This is a genomic window from Ruminococcus flavefaciens (assembly GCF_900143025.1).
GTDB lineage: Bacteria > Bacillota > Clostridia > Oscillospirales > Ruminococcaceae > Ruminococcus > Ruminococcus flavefaciens_I.
The window spans coordinates 1-16130 of record NZ_FRCT01000020.1; the positions used below are offsets into that span (position 1 = coordinate 1).

Genomic DNA, 16130 nt, shown 5'->3' on the forward strand with positions numbered 1-16130 from the left:
TTGTTCCAGTCGTTGTTCTGCTGCTGACCGCCCCAATTGTTCCAGTCATTGTTCTGCTGCTGGTTGTTGTTATTCTGACCCCAGTCATTGCTCTGCTGCTGGCCGCCACCGCCGCCTGCACCTTCAGTAACTGTTACGCTCTTAACGTTAGCCTGACCGTTTGATCTGTAGCCTTCGATGTTAAGAGATACTTCATAAAGTGTACCTGACATATCGAGACCTGCTTTTTCCCATGCCTCGAAGTGCTTGGAAACGTCGATAGTACCCTTCATGTAGTTTGTCTGGTTATTTGCAGAACCGCTTGTAGTTCTGATGCTCCAATACTGTGGGAATGTAGCTGTACCATCGAGAGAAGGCTGATTGTAACGCATTGTCTTTGCAATTTCATATGTATTGCCGTTAAGAGTTACGTTACCCTTTCTCTCACCGTCATTTCCGGGTGGTCTCCAGTCGCCCCAACCTTCTACGATATAGTACTCCATGAGAGGATTTCTTGTCCATCCGTAAACGCACATATAAGAATTTCCTCTTGGTGTGTACTCAACATCGTATGTAAGAACGATATTTCCGAAAGCCTTGTAGTTCTTCTTCTGGCTGTCGTAATTCTTACCCATACGTGCAAGGAAGTTTTCAATATTGCTCCATGAGCAAGTAAATGAACCTGCACCGGGATTCATTGAAACCTGACCCTGACCGTTCTGATTCCACATTTCGTAGTCGTATCCGCCGATATTGCCTCTTGTCTGCTGGTCAGCAGCTGAAGCTACAGCAGGAATACTTGCTGCGATCATCATTGCAGATGCGCCTGCGCTTATGATCTTCTTGATCTTATTAAGCTTCATTCTTAATCACTCCTTTGTTTTTTTACAAAAATATAAGTAATTTCAGAATTAAGTAATTTCCCTTGATAGGTGCTTTCTTTATGTCATAATTATATATTCCCGGCAATACAATTTACAAGTCATTTTTTGCCCTTATAGTTCAAACTAATCAAAAATTGCTATTGGTGATGTATATTCTCAAGGCTAAAAACCGCCCGAAACAACGTATCTACTTACAATAGTTAACCAAAAGGAGCTGTTTTACAAGATGTAAAAAAATACTTAAAAAAAACAAAACACAATCAATTTTTTATCCGTTAACATAGAAATTTTACCATAACTATGTTCATCTGCCTTGATTTCAGTAGTATAATGCACCGTGCAGTTTACATAAAATTTTCCGCAAAGTATTATTTTTTTCATACGTTTCTTTTTTGGCTTCAGATGCTTCTCCTCATTTGCTGCGAAACACATTCGCATAATATACAAATCAGCAGTTAAAAATTCGTTAAAAACGTCAACTGTCATTTTGCACATTAAATCCATTTATGATAGTTATTTTTGAGTAGGTTTAAACATATTTTAGAATATGAGCTTTCAAAAAGCTGTTTTGAATGTGAAATATATACCTTTTTAATGCAGTTTCTTCAAGTTGACATTTTATTTTTAATGTGTTATAATAACAAATAACAAAAATACTATACATATAAATCGTTTTTTATATACTTTGCCATTAGATATATATAAATTACTATAGGGTCATAAATAATCGCAATTATTTGCCGGTCATAGCAATTATTGGTTAGACATAAATACCTGCTGCTCTTATAATATTATATAAGCTGTTGCAGCTTCAGGGGGGACATTTATGAATTCAGACTTTCATGCTTTTTCTGAACACATAAAAGCAATGGCGAGCGTTTTTTCCGTTGAGGTATTCCCCGACGGAAGCTACGGAAATATACGCCTTGTGACAGGAAATAATATTTTTTTCCAGACTACAAAGGACAATCAGTCAAAAATCGGCGACGAGGGGATATACAATACGGATTTCATCCCAAATCAGCCATATTACCATTATATCCCTAAGGATAAGAATTTCGAGGAATTCTGCTACAACAGCGCTATCCTCGGCAAGACGCTTCATACTTACATTCGTCCCGAAAGAATGCCTATCTGGATACATCTGACAGCTATACCGCTTCAGTCTGACAAACCAAATATCGGCTACTGCGCTTATGTGCAGAGCTTTTCGGAGATGCCGGATTACGAGCTGATGACCAATATCGCTCCCGATATCGCTTCAAATGTTCTCGAAATATGTATGAAGCTCCGCGGTGCAAACAACTTTACCGCAGCTATAAATGATATCATTTCTGATATCCGTAATATCTGCAACGCCGAACACTGCTGCATACTTTCTACGGATTTCAACCAGCGAAAATGCTCGGTGCTTTGTGAGGCTCTCAGTGAGAAAACCGAGCTTCCCCTTATGAAAAGCTTAATTGATGACGACTTTTTCGCTGTTGTCGATACATGGCACGAGACTATCGCAGGAAGTACCTGCGCTTTTGTAAAGGATAAGCAGGACTGGGAAAATCTAAGAAACAGAAATCCTGTATGGTACAAGTCAATAAAATCCTCGGGTATAGATAATATTATATTGTTCCCGTTGAGATACCGCAATCAGATACTCGGCTTCATATGGGCAACTAACTTTGACGTTGAAAACGCTTTGAAGATCAAGGAGACACTTGAGCTAACCACTTACTTCCTTTCCTCAGAGCTTGCCAGCCACCAGCTCTTCAATCGTCTGGAGGTGCTCAGCTCTCAGGACGTTCTTACGGGCGTTATGAACAGAAATGCTATGAACAACCGCATAGACAGCTTCATTGCAAACAATGCAAAGTCAGAGGAGTCCGTAGGCATAGTTTTTGCCGACCTCAACGGTCTTAAACATGTCAACGACAACGACGGACACTTCGCAGGCGATCTGCTGCTGAAAGACGCAGCCCTCAGCTTGCAGAAGCATTTTCCCGAGTATGAAATATACCGCGCAGGCGGTGACGAGTTCATGGTGCTTGCACTCGAACCCGATAAAGATACTTTTATAAAGAAGGTGGAACGCTTTAAATCCGATACCGCCGCCCCTGATACGGTCTGCTTTGCCACAGGCTGGAGCTACGGTACATTAGGAGCTATCAGAAAAGCCTTGCAGACTGCGGACAGCAATATGTACGCCGACAAGGAAGAATTCTATAAAAAACACCCCGAAAGAAAAAGATAAAAACGCATTTAATAAATTCAAAAACACTGTATTGATCGAAAACATTATCACAACCAGATCCAGAACTAAATCAATTTTTATAATTTTACATAATAAGGAGAAATGACAATGTGTATTGAAATGTTCGGAAATCTTCATTATCCATATGACCAGAAAACACCTGAAATAGTAGATTGGGGAATAGATGAAAAATCTGCAAGGGGAATGCAGAATTCTGCTGCGCCGGGGAATAAGGAACCGAAAAAACTGATCCGCGAGGACGAAAAACAGCTTCTTGCTGAGTGCCTTGTGACTTTAAAAAGAGTAGAGAGAATAATCCACGAATTATACTAATCATCACACCAACTAATACCATTTTCTTTTCCGATCAATACTACAGCTTTTGAAGATTTATTTATAATGGAAAACAGAAACACCCGACTTCTTGGCGAAAGTCGGGTGTTTCTTTTCATTCCCCATACGCAATAACGAAATAAGGGTGGATATCAATATTTGCCGTTAAGGAGTCCCCTCTGGATTTCAAGGGCATCTTCTACGGTAACGCCGCTGCCCGGCTTGTATACATCAGCATTAAGCCTTGCCGCAGGCGACATAGGGTATTTGTTAGGATTTGCCATTGACTGCATTATTGTAACTGCATCAGAAAGATCAACTCCGCTGTCACAGTTTGCATCGCCGCTGATAACAGCAGGTGCAGCCTGAGCCTCGGCTTCCTTAGCTTCCTTAGCTGCCTTGAGCTCGTTACGGTATTCCTTCATAAATCCGAGGTAATCCTCATGGTCTTCATAAGGAATAGGATTTTTTTCCGCTGTAATGTCGAAAGATGCATATACGCCTACCTGATATATGCTTACATCGCAGATATCACCGCATACACCGTTGTGGTTGAGATCAAGCTGGGTCTCAAAGAAATCCCATACATTTTCGGGAATGTATGACTCCTCTCTCGATACGCCGTGCTTATAGTCGTAAAGGTACATATCGGATATGAGTACGTCCTTATAATCAACGACGCCATCACCTGTTGCATCGGGTATCTCTATTTCCTTTGCTACAACAGCGTTACAGTAATCATTGAGGTACAGGTAAAGCTCGCTTTCATCAAGAGTCATCTTTTCATCTACGGGACAGAGATTATCATAGAAACCGCTGACCATTTCACCGAAATGCTGCTTGCCGGAACCAGGAAGTATACTCTTGTAATAATCATCGTCGAAGTATTTATCCTCGGGTTTGCCGTCTCTTTCGATCAGATACCGTATAGCATACATTTCCATGTCGTTGAGCTTCATTACATTTGTGAAGCAGTCATAATCCGCCTCGCATATTGCCCACTGCTCATCAGTGATATCTGTCACGAAATCAGGATCTCTCAGTGCAAGAAGTCCCTCGGGATCCGTATCTATCGGGAGAAGACTGTCTATCCATGCATGGTTCCTTTCAATTTTGTCCTTGTTCCATTTCTGATCCAAGAAGCATTTATAGATAAATATGTCGTCAAATGTAATATTGCCGTCGGCATTGATATCGAGGTTTATATCGCCGTTTTCCACGCAGCTGCATAAAATACCGTATGAACCTTTAAGATCGTTCATAAAGGTCCTGAGATAGCTGAGGAAAATATCAGAGAATTTAAACTCAGCATTTTCATAGCCTATGATAGTCTGCTCGTCTGCTCGTCTTACAAGGTCTTCAAACTCCTCGGGAGTATATGCGCCCTTGTCGAAGTTCTCGGAATTGAGCTCGTCATACGCCTCCTGATCGGCACTGCCGTATATAGGCTCGCCCTGCTCGTAGGAGATCAAATCAAAATCAGCATAGTATGACGGGTCAAGATGCTCCTTCCTTACCATGTTTTTATTAATGAAGTATTTCAGAGGAAGCTCACAGTCGCTGTGCTCTATCTTGCCGTTTCCGTCATAATCAGCATTTGCAAGGATATTTTCCTCCTCAGCCTGCGGAAGCTCATTCTTGTAATAATAAGCCAGAATATCATAGCAGTCCTTTATGGTGAATTTTCCGTCCATATCTATGTCGATATCAATATTTCCGTTATCGAATTCCGAAAAGATACTGAACTCATCATAGCTGATATTTCCGCTTATACTTTCATTTTCAGCTGCAACAGGCATTGCTGTGGCTGTATTTGCCATCATAACAAGTGAGGCAGCGAATGGCATTAGTTTTTTCATGTAAGTACTCCTTTCAGGATAATAAACAGAGGTCGTAACGATTGCTGCCGGATTTTCGGTCGTCTGAGCTTTGAGTGTTGTTATCGCAGCAGCTACACTATTGTTTTTTGTCGTGTGAACAGAGGTCGAGGCAGTCGTGATCACAGCACTGCCTGTTCCCGATGGTTTAACGGTTTCTGTAGAAATACCGCTCTTTGTACCTGTAACAGCTGTTGTTCCATTGACTTTTTTATTATCTGAGGAAGTCGTAGTTATAACGTTATTGCTATCTGATGCCGAGGTCGTTTCGCTTATTGTCACGATATTTTTGTCCGAGAAATCATTGTCGTCCATTCTGCGGCAGAAAACTGCGATCGCAGCCGCCGCGCACACAGACAATGCAGCCACAGCACTTCTTTTTAGTATCATGCTCCTTCGCCTGTCTCTGGCGATCATCTCATCGCGCCTTCTCAGCACGGTCTCAGTAACATCATCATAGTCCCGCATACGTTATCCCCTCCTTCTCCAGCTCTGACCTGAGAGCTTTTTTCGCCTGATACAACAGATTTGTTATCTGCCGATTGTTCTTATGCATTATGAGTGCAGTTTCGGAGTTTGAAAAGCCTTCGATATAGACAAGACATATGACCTGACGGTATTCGTATTTAAGCTTCTGTATAAGCTTGTGAACGATTATCTTGCGCTCCTCCGTCAGATAATTATCCTCTATATCAACGTTGTCGGAAATACCATAACATTCATCAACAGACACTGCCTTGACCTTTTTATTCTTCCTGAGATAGTCTATGGCAAGATTTCTTGCAATAGAGTAAAGCCATGTCCTGAAAGAGCTCTTTCCAGAATATTTAGGCTTTTTGTAGGCAAGCTTGAAGAAGGTCTCCTCCATAAGCTCCTCAGCTTCAAAAAGGTCGTTGGTGAAGCTGTTCAGAAAAACTGTAAGCCCGTCCTTGTATTCATGGACGAGTTCACCCATAGCCGAATCATCACCGGCAAGATAACGGTCGTAGCTACTTGAACCATTATCCATAAAACAAGGCTCCTTTCCGGAAATTTTTGCCTTCACTATATTAGACGGAATTTCTTTCCGATTATCTTAGTGAAAAATAAATTTATGCCCCCAAAATTTTTCAGCCGTCAGAATCACACTTGAAAAGTTATATCCATTTGCAGGAGCCCGAGGTCAGGCTCCCCTACTAATCACTAAATTATACCCCCTATTGCTTTAGAATTCAACAGCCTTATTGTAAACAATGGCACAATATGATTTTTTATGCTTTTTAATTATTTTTGGTAAAAATATGCGCTAAATTATATTTTAAGTTAAACGGTTAAAAACAGCTTAAACTACATTATTTAAACGAAAAACCGCAAAAAACGAAATTATATTTTCGCAATTAATGGTCAGTTATTATTTTAACAGCAATTTTTGGCTTGTATTACAGAATGTCGAAATACTATAATTATGTACAGATAGACATATGAGCTCGTATGAATTCTGAGGGATAACTTAATCTAAAAAAGACTCAGAAGGAGTGAGCGAAGTGAATTTAAAGAAACTCAAAAAGATCATCAGCGCTGGTGCGTCCACAATGATGATCGCAGCCGCTATCCCTGCTGTAGCTTCAGCTGCTGACCAGCAGACAAGAGGCAATATCGGCGGATACGACTACGAAATGTGGAACCAGAACGGTCAGGGTCAGGTTTCAATGAATCCGGGTGCAGGTTCTTTCACCTGTTCATGGAGCAACATTGAAAACTTCCTTGCACGTATGGGTAAGAATTACGACAGCCAGAAGAAAAACTACAAGGCTTTTGGCAACATCGTTCTTACTTATGATGTAGAATACACACCAAGAGGAAACTCTTATATGTGTGTATACGGCTGGACCAGAAACCCTCTCATGGAATATTATATCGTTGAAGGCTGGGGCGACTGGAGACCACCCGGAAATGACGGTGAGAGAAAGGGTAACGTAACTCTTAACGGCAATACATATGAAATTGCAAAGACAATGCGTTACAATCAGCCTTCTCTCGACGGTACAGCTACATTCCCACAGTACTGGAGTATCAGAACAACAAGCGGTTCAGCTAACAACCAGACAAACTACATGAAGGGCACTATCGACGTATCAAAGCACTTCGAAGCTTGGGAAAAAGCAGGTCTTGATATGTCAGGTACTCTCTACGAGGTATCCCTTAACATCGAAGGCTACAGATCAAACGGTCAGGCTAATGTTAAGAGCGTAACAGTTACTGAAGGTGCAGGCGGCGGCCAGCAGCAGAGCAGTGACTGGGGACAGAATAACAACCAGCAGCAGAACAATGACTGGAACCAGGGTGCTCAGAACAACGACTGGAACAACTGGGGACAGAATAACGACTGGGGCAACCAGAACGGCGGCTTCGATTTTGGAAATATGGGCGGCTTTGACTGGAACAACCAGGGCCAGCAGAACAACGATTGGAACAGCTGGGGTCAGAACAATGACTGGGGCAACCAGAACGGCGGCTTCGATTTCGGAAATATGGGCGGCTTTGACTGGAACAACCAGGGGCAGCAGAATAATGACTGGAACAGCTGGGGTCAGAATAACGACTGGAATAACCAGAACAACGGCGGTTGGGACTGGAACAATCAGAACAACAACACATGGAATGGCGTTGTAAACAACGATTGGAACCAGAACAACGATTGGAATAGTTGGGGCGGTCAGCAGCAGAATAATGACTGGAACAACTGGGGACAGAATAACGACTGGAACAACCAGAATAACTGGAACCAGAACAACGACTGGAATAACTGGAACAACAACCAGAATAACAATACATGGGACTGGAACAACCAGAACAACAACACCTGGAACGGCGTTGTAAACAACGCTGGAACAACCAGAACTGGGACTGGAATAATCAGAATCAGAATAACTGGAACCAGAACAATGACTGGAACAATTGGGGCGGTCAGCAGCAGAACAATGACTGGAACAATTGGGGCGGTCAGCAGCAGAATAATGACTGGAACAACTGGGGCGGTCAGCAGCAGAATAACGACTGGAACAACGGCGGCTTTGACTGGAACAACCAGAACAACGGCGGTTGGGACTGGAATAACCAGAACAACAACACATGGAACGGCGTTGTAAATAACGACTGGAACAACCAGCAGCAGAATAACGGCTGGGACTGGGGCAACCAGAACGGCGGTTTTGACTTTGGAAACATGGGCGGCTTCGATTGGAACAATCAGGGTCAGCAGAATGGCGGCTTTGACTGGAACAATCAGAACAACGGCGGTTTCGACTGGAACAACGGCGGCTTCGATTGGAACAATCAGGGTCAGCAGAACGGCGGTCAGCAGAATATCGACTGGAACGGTATGGCAGGCGGCTTCAACGACACAAACAGCAATATCGGCACAGACGCAGGCAACGGCGGCAACGCTACTTCAGGTCTGAACGCTAAGATCAGACAGGATATGCCTACTACTGTACCCGGCGGCGTTGAGAAGAGCGGTCAGTGCAAGGTCGAGAAGAAGACATACAACTGTAAGTTCACAGGCGGACAGAAGAGCTGTAACGTTATTCTTCCTCCTAACTACAGCCCAAGCAAGCAGTACCCTGTAATGTACGTTCTCCACGGCATCGGCGGTGACGAGAACTCAATGGTAAGCGGTATGGGCGTTCAGGAGCTTATGGCAGGTCTTGTATCTTCAGGCAAGGCTGAGGAAATGATCATCGTTCTCCCAAGCCAGTACACAAGCAAGAACGGCAACGGCGGCGGCGGTTTCGGAATCAATCAGGAGACCTGCGCTGCATACGACAACTTCCTCTATGATATCTCTGACAGCCTTATCCCTTATATCGAGGCTAACTACCCTGTAAAGACAGGCAGAGAAAACAGAGCTATCACAGGTTTCTCAATGGGAGGCAGAGAGGCTATCTATATCGGTCTCATGCGTCCTGACCTCTTCGGCTACGTAGGCGGTGCTTGCCCTGCTCCCGGTATCACACCAGGCAGCGATATGTTCATGACTCACCCCGGTTGTATGCAGGAGAGCGAGATGAAGTTCAGAAACGTTGGTCCTGAGCCGGCTGTATTCATGATCACAGGCGGTACTAACGACTCTGTTGTTGGTACATTCCCTAAGCAGTACAGCGATATACTCACAAGAAACGGCGTTGAGCACGTTTATCAGTCTATCCCCGGCGGCGGACACGGCGCAGATTCTGTTAAGCCTCATCTCTACACATTTATGAGATACGCATTCAAATAATAACAACTCAATAAAAATGTCCTTTCAAAAAATTCAGTTCAAAATAAAAAAACATGAAATAAAATACAAAGCAAAGGTTATTATATTTCCTAAGAAACTGCCGCTCATATCTGAGCGGCAGTTTTTACGTAAATATTAAAAAATTATTATGCAATTGTGAAAAAATCCCTTGACAACGGTAAATATATATGTTAAAATGTAAATACATTTTAAAATACAGGGGGCACTGACATGGCAACCAACAAGCACTTAGTTATTAAACAAAAAAATATATCGACTATCTGCACCCTGTCTGTAACTTCATATGTTAAAACAGCGTATTTCAAAGGGTAATTCTGTCCTGTGAAATGCGCTTTTTTATTAAAAAACAAGGAGGATTTATGATGAAAAAACAAGTTTTAAAAAAGACCATGGCAGCTGCTCTTGCACTCACACTGGTCGGAGGTGTATCCACAGCTATCGGCGGTAAGGATATATTCCCGCCTGCTATCGTAGCTAAGGCAGATGGCGAACCTGAGCCAGCTCCAATAGAGGGTGAAGAGGCAGTAGAAATCGCTAAGGGTTCATTCTTCAATAACCTGGATAATCTTTACTTCGGCGACGAAGCAGTTTATGTAAAGGATTATTCTAACGAAGCAGTTCCTGTTGCTGTAGAAGGACATAAGGGTGCAGCAAGTATAACTATATCTTCCGAACTTAACTGTGTCAAGCTTATAGACGAAGAAGATTATGAGTATGCTGAGTATATGTATATAGACCCAACATTCGCTGATACTAAGGAAGTATGCACAGACGCAAGCGAGGCTAACAGCTTCAGAATCCTTGGCAGCGGTACAGAAGCAGACCCATTCTATGCAGCTCCTGTAAAGAACGCTCCTCAGACTATCTCAGTTGACAGCAAGCAGACTGCAACAAAGGACGGCGTTAATTATACTCGTTTTGTATTTGTAAAGAAGCTCAGCGAGCTCGAAGGCAAGAACAAGGCTGTTTTCACAGCTACACTCGGTGAAGATGTAAAAACTGCTGAAACTTCTACATATTATACAAGTTTGATATCAAACGGCACTATCTACACTCCTTTCGATGAGGAGAGTGTATTTGTGATCGTTACTATCTCAAGCGCAAAGGATCTTACCGATCTTGAATGCACAGTCAACTTTGAATAATTGATTTTTGATTTATGGAGGAATTTACAATGGAAAAATATACAACTCCTGAACTGGAGATAATCAAATTTGACGCTGAGGACGTTATCACAACTTCTTTCGGTAACGGCGGCGAGTCCGGCGATATGGGCGGCAGCAGCGATATCACATTCTAATTAAAAGGGGCGGCAGATAAACTGCCGCCTTTTCACGGAAAGGACTAAATATGAAGCATAAATTCTCCGCCGTTGTTCTTGCCTGCCTTATGCTATGCGGCTGCAAGGAAAGCGGCAGCGGTAAATCGGATACTGCGGAAACGACTTCACAGACTGCGGCAACAACCGCAGAAGTCACTGAAAAAGCTACTGAAGCTGCTACAACAACGAATACAAAGTCGGAAAGCTCCGCCAAAACTACTACTGCGGCTAAGAGTACGGAGCCATCGGGAACTTCCAAGACCACGACCGAAAAGCAGTCCGAAAAGGTAACAACTACCGCAGCAGAGTCTGTTCTCGATTTTGATACGGAAGCAACAGAAGCTCCTGCAAACGAAAGCGACAAGACCGAACCTGCAACTACAAAGGCTGCCGCAGACAAGTCAAACGTCAAGAACGGCAATGAATTGCAGGACGACGGGCTGGAATGGTCTCCGCTTACTCCTATCAACTGAAAATAATTGAAATGGTGATACAATGAAACAGAAATACACTTCTCCCGAAATCGAAATAATAGGATTTGACACGGAAGATGTCATTACTACATCATTCGGAAACGGCGGCGGAGAAATGCCCGATGACGGACTGAACTGGTCCCCTCTTACGCCTATCTGACAAATGTGCGATATTTCAAAATAAAAATGCCGGAATCGTAATGATTCCGGCATTTTTTATTGCAAATCATACCAACTAATTAACTGAGGGAGAAAAAGCTTTTATAATTCGGATTGATGAATTTATAATAGTTATCTGTGTCTGCAAATTTTACTGCAACAGCTTGTGCGTTATCTGTATCAATTATCTTATAGACCTGCATATCCATATTTATTACGGAGTCACCGCTGTTTATCTCTACACTGACTGTTTGCAGCAGCTCGCCTATCTCATTCTCGGCAACAAGAGTATTATCCTTACTGTAGTCTATAACGATATAGTCATTTTCACTGTCTCCGCCCTCGGAGCCCTGCTGTCCGTTTATAGGAGATACGATTATCTCATTTTTCTTTTTGATGCTGAATGTGACTTCTGAATTTCTAAAAACATCTTCCATATCCACTGTCGGCGGTTCTGTTGGCTCAGGAGATTCTTTACCGTCTTCTGCTGTAGGCTGTTCTGTAGTCTCAGCCTGTGTAGTTTCAGGTACAGACTCGGTCACTGTTGTGACTGCCGCTGCGGTCGTATCCACGGTTTGTACGACCGACGAAACAGAAGTAACAGGCGCCACCTCTGTAGTTTCCTGTGTTATCACAAGCTCAGCTCCGTCGAATTTGTTATGCGGCTTAACGGATTTGAATACTGGACTTTATACAATTCACGCCCATATATTATTGTTGATTGTAAAGCACTCAATGTAAGAAGCGATCATAACACATCATCTTCGATCATAAATGTAGTATACCAAAATACTTCTCTCCTCATTACAAAGACCTATGACAACTGGGGATATGCTCCCGCAGTCGGCGGCTGGATAAGCCTCTCTTACGTCCGCGGATAATCCTTCGCACTTATATTGTCAATAAGCTCCGTTTTAGTTTTTATGCTCCCCTATCTCAAGGGGAGCTTTTTTTATATCCTGAAAAAACAAAGCTCCTGAAAATCAGACGGTTTGAAAACGTCCGCATTTGCAAGTGCCTGCTCAGCATCTTGCTTGATACCTTGTTTCTGGCAGAATTCCGCCCATGTTAACCCTTCATTATTATTAACATAACGACCTACAAGAACAGCATCGACAATCTCAACTTCCCCGTCACCATTTACATCTCCGCACAAATTCGGCTGTACGATGACAGGAGCAGTTGTTGTCGTTACAATTTTTTCAGCAGTTGCTGCCTGTGAAGTTGTCTTTTCAGGTTCCTCCCTGATCTCGATGGGAGCTTCTGAAGGCTGTTCCTGAACATCTTCATCTTCGATGTCATCGACGCTTCGATAATTCTTTCACACTACGCTTACAACAGCACATCTCACGATGGTGTTATGACGTTGGAAGACTATGTGAAGAAGAATTATACAAAATAAGCCCATATTAATGAAAAGCCGCCTGAGCGATAATATATCGTTCAGGCAGTTTTTATCATACTATATACCGATAATATCAGTTGTTTGAGATGAGTTCGCCGTCTCCGTTTACATTGTAGTAAATGCCGTCGATCTCAAAAGGAGTTGTCTGTAAAGTATCCTGATGGTATACCTTATTGCCGATCATGTACCAGTCGTTGTCAATATGGCCGTCATTGCGGGCATATGCGCTCTTGTTGTAATACTGGTTGATCCACTGGTTCTTTATGATCCTGCCCTCTGAATCTGTGTAGAATAACTGACCGTCAAGCTCAAAATCTCTTGCTATTACAGCGCTATCCTGATAATATACCTTATCACCGATCATGTAGTAGTTTTCGTCCATGTGACCGTCGCTGCATAAATATACATTTCTGTTGTAATATTCATTTACCCACTGAGATTTTCTTGGCACAAAATGATTGTCGTAGCAATACTTAGCACAGTCTTTTTCTGCCCAGTTATAGTCAGATTCGAGCTCTACGATACCATTCTTGATATCATTCTTCAGGCAATCAAAGCCTTTACCCAACAGATCAGAAGCATATGCATTTACTACTAAAACAGTATCATTATCCTTTGTTGAGAATATCATATCATCATGGCTTATATTGATCTTTTTGCCTCTTGAAGATTCATATGATTCGAATTCAGTATTGCAGGCAAGTCCATAATATTTCTGTGAAGGATTGCCTAAGAAGTTCTTATCCTTTATACTGTCAAGAAATGCCTGCTTGTTTGCATATTTTCTCGTACCGTTATCGTTAAGTTCATTCTCTCTGTCACCATCATCAGAAAGATCTACCTGATACCACTTACCGTTCTTCTCCGTACCGATGAATACGAGGTTAAGTGCATGAGCATGACCGCCGATATTATAATTCTTTATGCCAAGCTTATCAAGAACAAGTGATGTTGTAAATGAGAATCCCGCACACTCTGTTGTACCTGTAAGGAATGAAGCATTTGGAGAATAAATATTTCTTCTGCTGTAATCTCCTACATTGTAAGGTGTGTTTACATAAAATGAATTGCTTTTAAACTGATGTGCTCTTATTCCATAATTATCTTTATTATATTTTTCTCCGCCATAGATATCAAAATCATTGTAGTAGGTGGTTGAATAAACGTGACGTCCTAATGCATTTACAGCTGCACGCTGCTGCTCTTCATTCAATACGTCAACGTTTTCGCACTTGATCTCATTTCTTATAGCGGCAGCAATATCGTTGATCTGTGCCTCTGTAGCATCTATGATAAACTTTGTTGAGTTGAATACAGAAACGAACTTATTAATAAATTCTTTCTCATCAGCTGAAAGGTTTTCATAGCTGTTATTGTTTACCTTTTCTAAGTTTTCACAGTTCTCAAATGTATAATCTGCTATGAAATTCAATTTTGACTTATTATATAAGAATTCCTTGATATTACCATCGCCATAGAACAGGTATGTTGTTATTGCAACAGCATTATCATTCAGCTTGAATACGCCGTTTTGTATAGCTTTATTGCTATTTGTGATTCCGCAGGCAAACCAACGGTCGGAATTTTCCTTAAAGTAATTAACACCATCAATGTTCTCAACCTTAGATGAAAGACCTGAGTTATTGAAAGCATCTGCTGTAAATACTACATTATCGGGAAGAGAAATTTTGGTAAGTTTTTTACAGCCGTTGAATGCGTAACCGTCGATGCACATATAAGAGCTTGCAGCAGGCTTTCCGACTTTTTCGCTGTCAAAAGGATTGTTATACTTGTCTATCCACTGAGGAAGTTTGAAGCTCTCTATCTTTATATCAGTTAAGGATTTGCACTTGCTGAAAGCGTTTGGAGCAATCTCCATTACAGGCATTATCTTGCCGTCTACATATATCTCCGAAGGAACGATCAATGATTTTGCATCTGTCTTCTTGCAGTTTTTAATAATTGCATAGCACTCAGTGGTGTTATAGTCAAAATCATAATCACTCTGAAGTGTGTAAAGGAGCGAGCAGTAATCTGTTACACTTATGATAGTATCTTTATTGATATCAAGCTGATCGGCAGTAAAACCATTGTATTCACCATTTACGCTTCTTGTAGGGATAGCATCACCTTTGAATCCGCGCTCTGCATATATGCTGTTGATAGCTGTCTCGATAGCCTGAAAATCATCAAAATCAAAATAATTGTTTCTGTTTGTATCAATTGAATTCATGCTGTTCTTGACATTGCTCAGAAAGCGGTTATAAGTCGTTATAAAGGCACTATCATTGAGCCTGTGCTGATAAGCAGCATTTGTCTCAGCAGCAGCATACATTACAGGCATTGCAGATGCAAGTAAAGTTGCAGCAGAAATAAACGAAATTAATTTCTTACTCTTTTTCATATTTTATACCTTCTTCTTGTTTTTTTGGAAGCAGTTCCTTGTGAGCACTCCCAAAAAGACATCTCGAAGCTTATTTTTGAAAACGGACAAAATTTTTCAAAAATTTTTTTGCCGATCGGCGATTTCATCGAAATACAGGCTAAAATCCAAAGTCGCCCGGTACTATATTTTCTTATAAACAGTCAGTTTTCATTCCGAATCCGGAATAAAAAGCAATACTCGCCTAAAAATAAGCATTTCTCTTATCTGCTTTGAGATTATTGATTCTTTCTTCTCTTTTACAAGATACTGATATAATTTTACTATCCGCGCTGCGAATACAAGAGATTTATCTAAAAGAGGATCTTGCTTATCCATTAATCATATCACCGATTTCAATGAATAATACAGAAACGCCCCAAGAGCATTTATTCTTGATTTTTCATTATTCACTATTCATTATAAATTGAGCCCCGACGCTGATGCGTCGGGGCGTTTCTGTAAATATAGAGTGATATAAATCACTTAATGCGCGAAATAAAAATCGCGTTCCACAAGAAGTGAAACGCGAACTTGGATGCGCAACCCCTGCGCTGGTTGGGGTGGAAGGATTTGAACCCTCGAAATAACGGAGTCAGAGTCCGCTGCCTTACCACTTGGCGACACCCCAATAAGTGTACTGATTTATTCAGCTTTATTATTATACCACCCATTCAAGCATTTGTCAATAGGGAATTATATATTTTTATATTTTAACTTTATTTTATTAAAAGCATCAGCTCCCGAGCTTAA

General features: G+C 41.7%; 15 protein-coding genes and 1 tRNA gene. 9 read left to right on the top strand and 7 right to left on the bottom strand.

Annotated elements, in window-relative coordinates; translation table 11 throughout:
- On the bottom strand, positions 1-842 hold an 842-nt coding region (locus BUB28_RS14820; protein WP_175547866.1), incomplete at its 3' end, for a glycoside hydrolase family 11 protein.
- An 847-nt stretch (positions 843-1689) separates the two neighbouring features.
- Here BUB28_RS14820 and BUB28_RS14830 point away from each other — a divergent pair.
- Together BUB28_RS14830 and BUB28_RS14835 are read left to right on the top strand one after the other, a co-directional pair.
- The gene (locus tag BUB28_RS14830; protein WP_072952313.1) at positions 1690-3108 is read left to right on the top strand and encodes a GGDEF domain-containing protein; all 1419 of its coding nucleotides are present in this window, start codon (positions 1690-1692) and stop codon (positions 3106-3108) included.
- Between the two features lie 108 nt (positions 3109-3216).
- Positions 3217-3441 carry a hypothetical protein gene (locus BUB28_RS14835; protein WP_072952314.1) on the top strand — a complete coding sequence of 75 codons (225 nt, stop codon included), beginning with the start codon at positions 3217-3219 and terminating at the stop codon, positions 3439-3441.
- Positions 3442-3593: 152 nt separating this feature from the next.
- Here the strand turns inward: BUB28_RS14835 and BUB28_RS14840 are convergent, their stop codons facing one another.
- Entirely contained in the window at positions 3594-5786 is a 2193-nt protein-coding gene (locus BUB28_RS14840; RefSeq protein WP_072952315.1) for a hypothetical protein, read from the bottom strand.
- Positions 5773-6327 (bottom strand): RNA polymerase sigma factor, encoded by a 555-nt coding sequence (locus BUB28_RS14845; RefSeq protein ID WP_072952316.1) that lies wholly within the window; start codon positions 6325-6327, stop codon positions 5773-5775. The genes BUB28_RS14840 and BUB28_RS14845 overlap by 14 nt, the downstream gene beginning before the upstream one ends.
- A 514-nt stretch (positions 6328-6841) precedes the next feature.
- Here BUB28_RS14845 and BUB28_RS14850 point away from each other — a divergent pair.
- The 6 genes from BUB28_RS14850 to BUB28_RS17150 all read left to right on the top strand — a co-directional run bounded on the left by BUB28_RS14850 (position 6842) and on the right by BUB28_RS17150 (position 11551).
- A complete protein-coding gene (locus BUB28_RS14850; protein WP_072952317.1) occupies positions 6842-8446 on the top strand; it encodes a glycoside hydrolase family 11 protein in 1605 nt (534 codons plus the stop codon).
- 332 nt (positions 8447-8778) lie between these two features.
- Positions 8779-9576 (top strand): alpha/beta hydrolase, encoded by a 798-nt coding sequence (locus BUB28_RS17465; protein WP_278291443.1) that lies wholly within the window; start codon positions 8779-8781, stop codon positions 9574-9576.
- Between the two features lie 380 nt (positions 9577-9956).
- Positions 9957-10742, top strand: a complete 786-nt coding sequence (locus tag BUB28_RS14860; RefSeq protein WP_207647116.1) for a hypothetical protein — start codon at positions 9957-9959, stop codon at positions 10740-10742.
- A 29-nt stretch (positions 10743-10771) separates the two neighbouring features.
- Complete coding sequence (locus BUB28_RS17540) at positions 10772-10897, top strand: hypothetical protein (RefSeq protein WP_278291425.1); 126 nt, start codon at positions 10772-10774, stop codon at positions 10895-10897.
- A 50-nt stretch (positions 10898-10947) separates the two neighbouring features.
- Positions 10948-11391 (top strand): hypothetical protein, encoded by a 444-nt coding sequence (locus BUB28_RS14865; protein ID WP_072952320.1) that lies wholly within the window; start codon positions 10948-10950, stop codon positions 11389-11391.
- A gap of 22 nt (positions 11392-11413) precedes the next feature.
- Positions 11414-11551 (top strand): hypothetical protein, encoded by a 138-nt coding sequence (locus BUB28_RS17150; RefSeq protein WP_175547867.1) that lies wholly within the window; start codon positions 11414-11416, stop codon positions 11549-11551.
- Between the two features lie 79 nt (positions 11552-11630).
- Here BUB28_RS17150 and BUB28_RS14870 read toward each other — a convergent pair whose 3' ends face one another.
- Complete coding sequence (locus BUB28_RS14870; protein ID WP_072952321.1) at positions 11631-12185, bottom strand: hypothetical protein; 555 nt, start codon at positions 12183-12185, stop codon at positions 11631-11633.
- Positions 12186-12209: 24 nt separating this feature from the next.
- Between BUB28_RS14870 and BUB28_RS16865 the strand changes: the two genes are divergently transcribed.
- Positions 12210-12431, top strand: coding sequence for an SH3 domain-containing protein (locus tag BUB28_RS16865; protein WP_139277571.1), 222 nt, complete (start codon positions 12210-12212; stop codon positions 12429-12431).
- Positions 12432-12502: 71 nt separating this feature from the next.
- Here BUB28_RS16865 and BUB28_RS17155 read toward each other — a convergent pair whose 3' ends face one another.
- The 3 genes from BUB28_RS17155 to BUB28_RS14880 form a co-directional block, all read right to left on the bottom strand.
- A complete protein-coding gene (locus tag BUB28_RS17155) occupies positions 12503-12706 on the bottom strand; it encodes a dockerin type I domain-containing protein (protein ID WP_175547868.1) in 204 nt (67 codons plus the stop codon).
- 322 nt (positions 12707-13028) lie between these two features.
- Positions 13029-15359, bottom strand: coding sequence for a leucine-rich repeat protein (locus BUB28_RS14875; protein WP_072952322.1), 2331 nt, complete (start codon positions 15357-15359; stop codon positions 13029-13031).
- Positions 15360-15932: 573 nt separating this feature from the next.
- Positions 15933-16008, bottom strand: a tRNA-Gln gene (locus BUB28_RS14880).
- Positions 16009-16130: the final 122 nt, after the last annotated feature.

Bases quoted from the DNA above. Each gene is read 5' to 3' on its own strand.
- BUB28_RS14835 (WP_072952314.1), top strand. From the start codon at position 3,217: ATGTGTATTGAAATGTTCGGAAATCTTCATTATCCATATGACCAGAAA.
- BUB28_RS17150 (WP_175547867.1), top strand. From the start codon at position 11,414: ATGAAACAGAAATACACTTCTCCCGAAATCGAAATAATAGGATTTGAC.
- BUB28_RS17465 (WP_278291443.1), top strand. From the start codon at position 8,779: ATGCCTACTACTGTACCCGGCGGCGTTGAGAAGAGCGGTCAGTGCAAG.
- BUB28_RS14845 (WP_072952316.1), bottom strand. From the start codon at position 6,327: ATGGATAATGGTTCAAGTAGCTACGACCGTTATCTTGCCGGTGATGAT.
- BUB28_RS14875 (WP_072952322.1), bottom strand. From the start codon at position 15,359: ATGAAAAAGAGTAAGAAATTAATTTCGTTTATTTCTGCTGCAACTTTA.
- BUB28_RS14865 (WP_072952320.1), top strand. From the start codon at position 10,948: ATGAAGCATAAATTCTCCGCCGTTGTTCTTGCCTGCCTTATGCTATGC.
- BUB28_RS14860 (WP_207647116.1), top strand. From the start codon at position 9,957: ATGATGAAAAAACAAGTTTTAAAAAAGACCATGGCAGCTGCTCTTGCA.
- BUB28_RS16865 (WP_139277571.1), top strand. From the start codon at position 12,210: ATGCGGCTTAACGGATTTGAATACTGGACTTTATACAATTCACGCCCA.
- BUB28_RS17540 (WP_278291425.1), top strand. From the start codon at position 10,772: ATGGAAAAATATACAACTCCTGAACTGGAGATAATCAAATTTGACGCT.
- BUB28_RS14840 (WP_072952315.1), bottom strand. From the start codon at position 5,786: ATGCGGGACTATGATGATGTTACTGAGACCGTGCTGAGAAGGCGCGAT.
- BUB28_RS14830 (WP_072952313.1), top strand. From the start codon at position 1,690: ATGAATTCAGACTTTCATGCTTTTTCTGAACACATAAAAGCAATGGCG.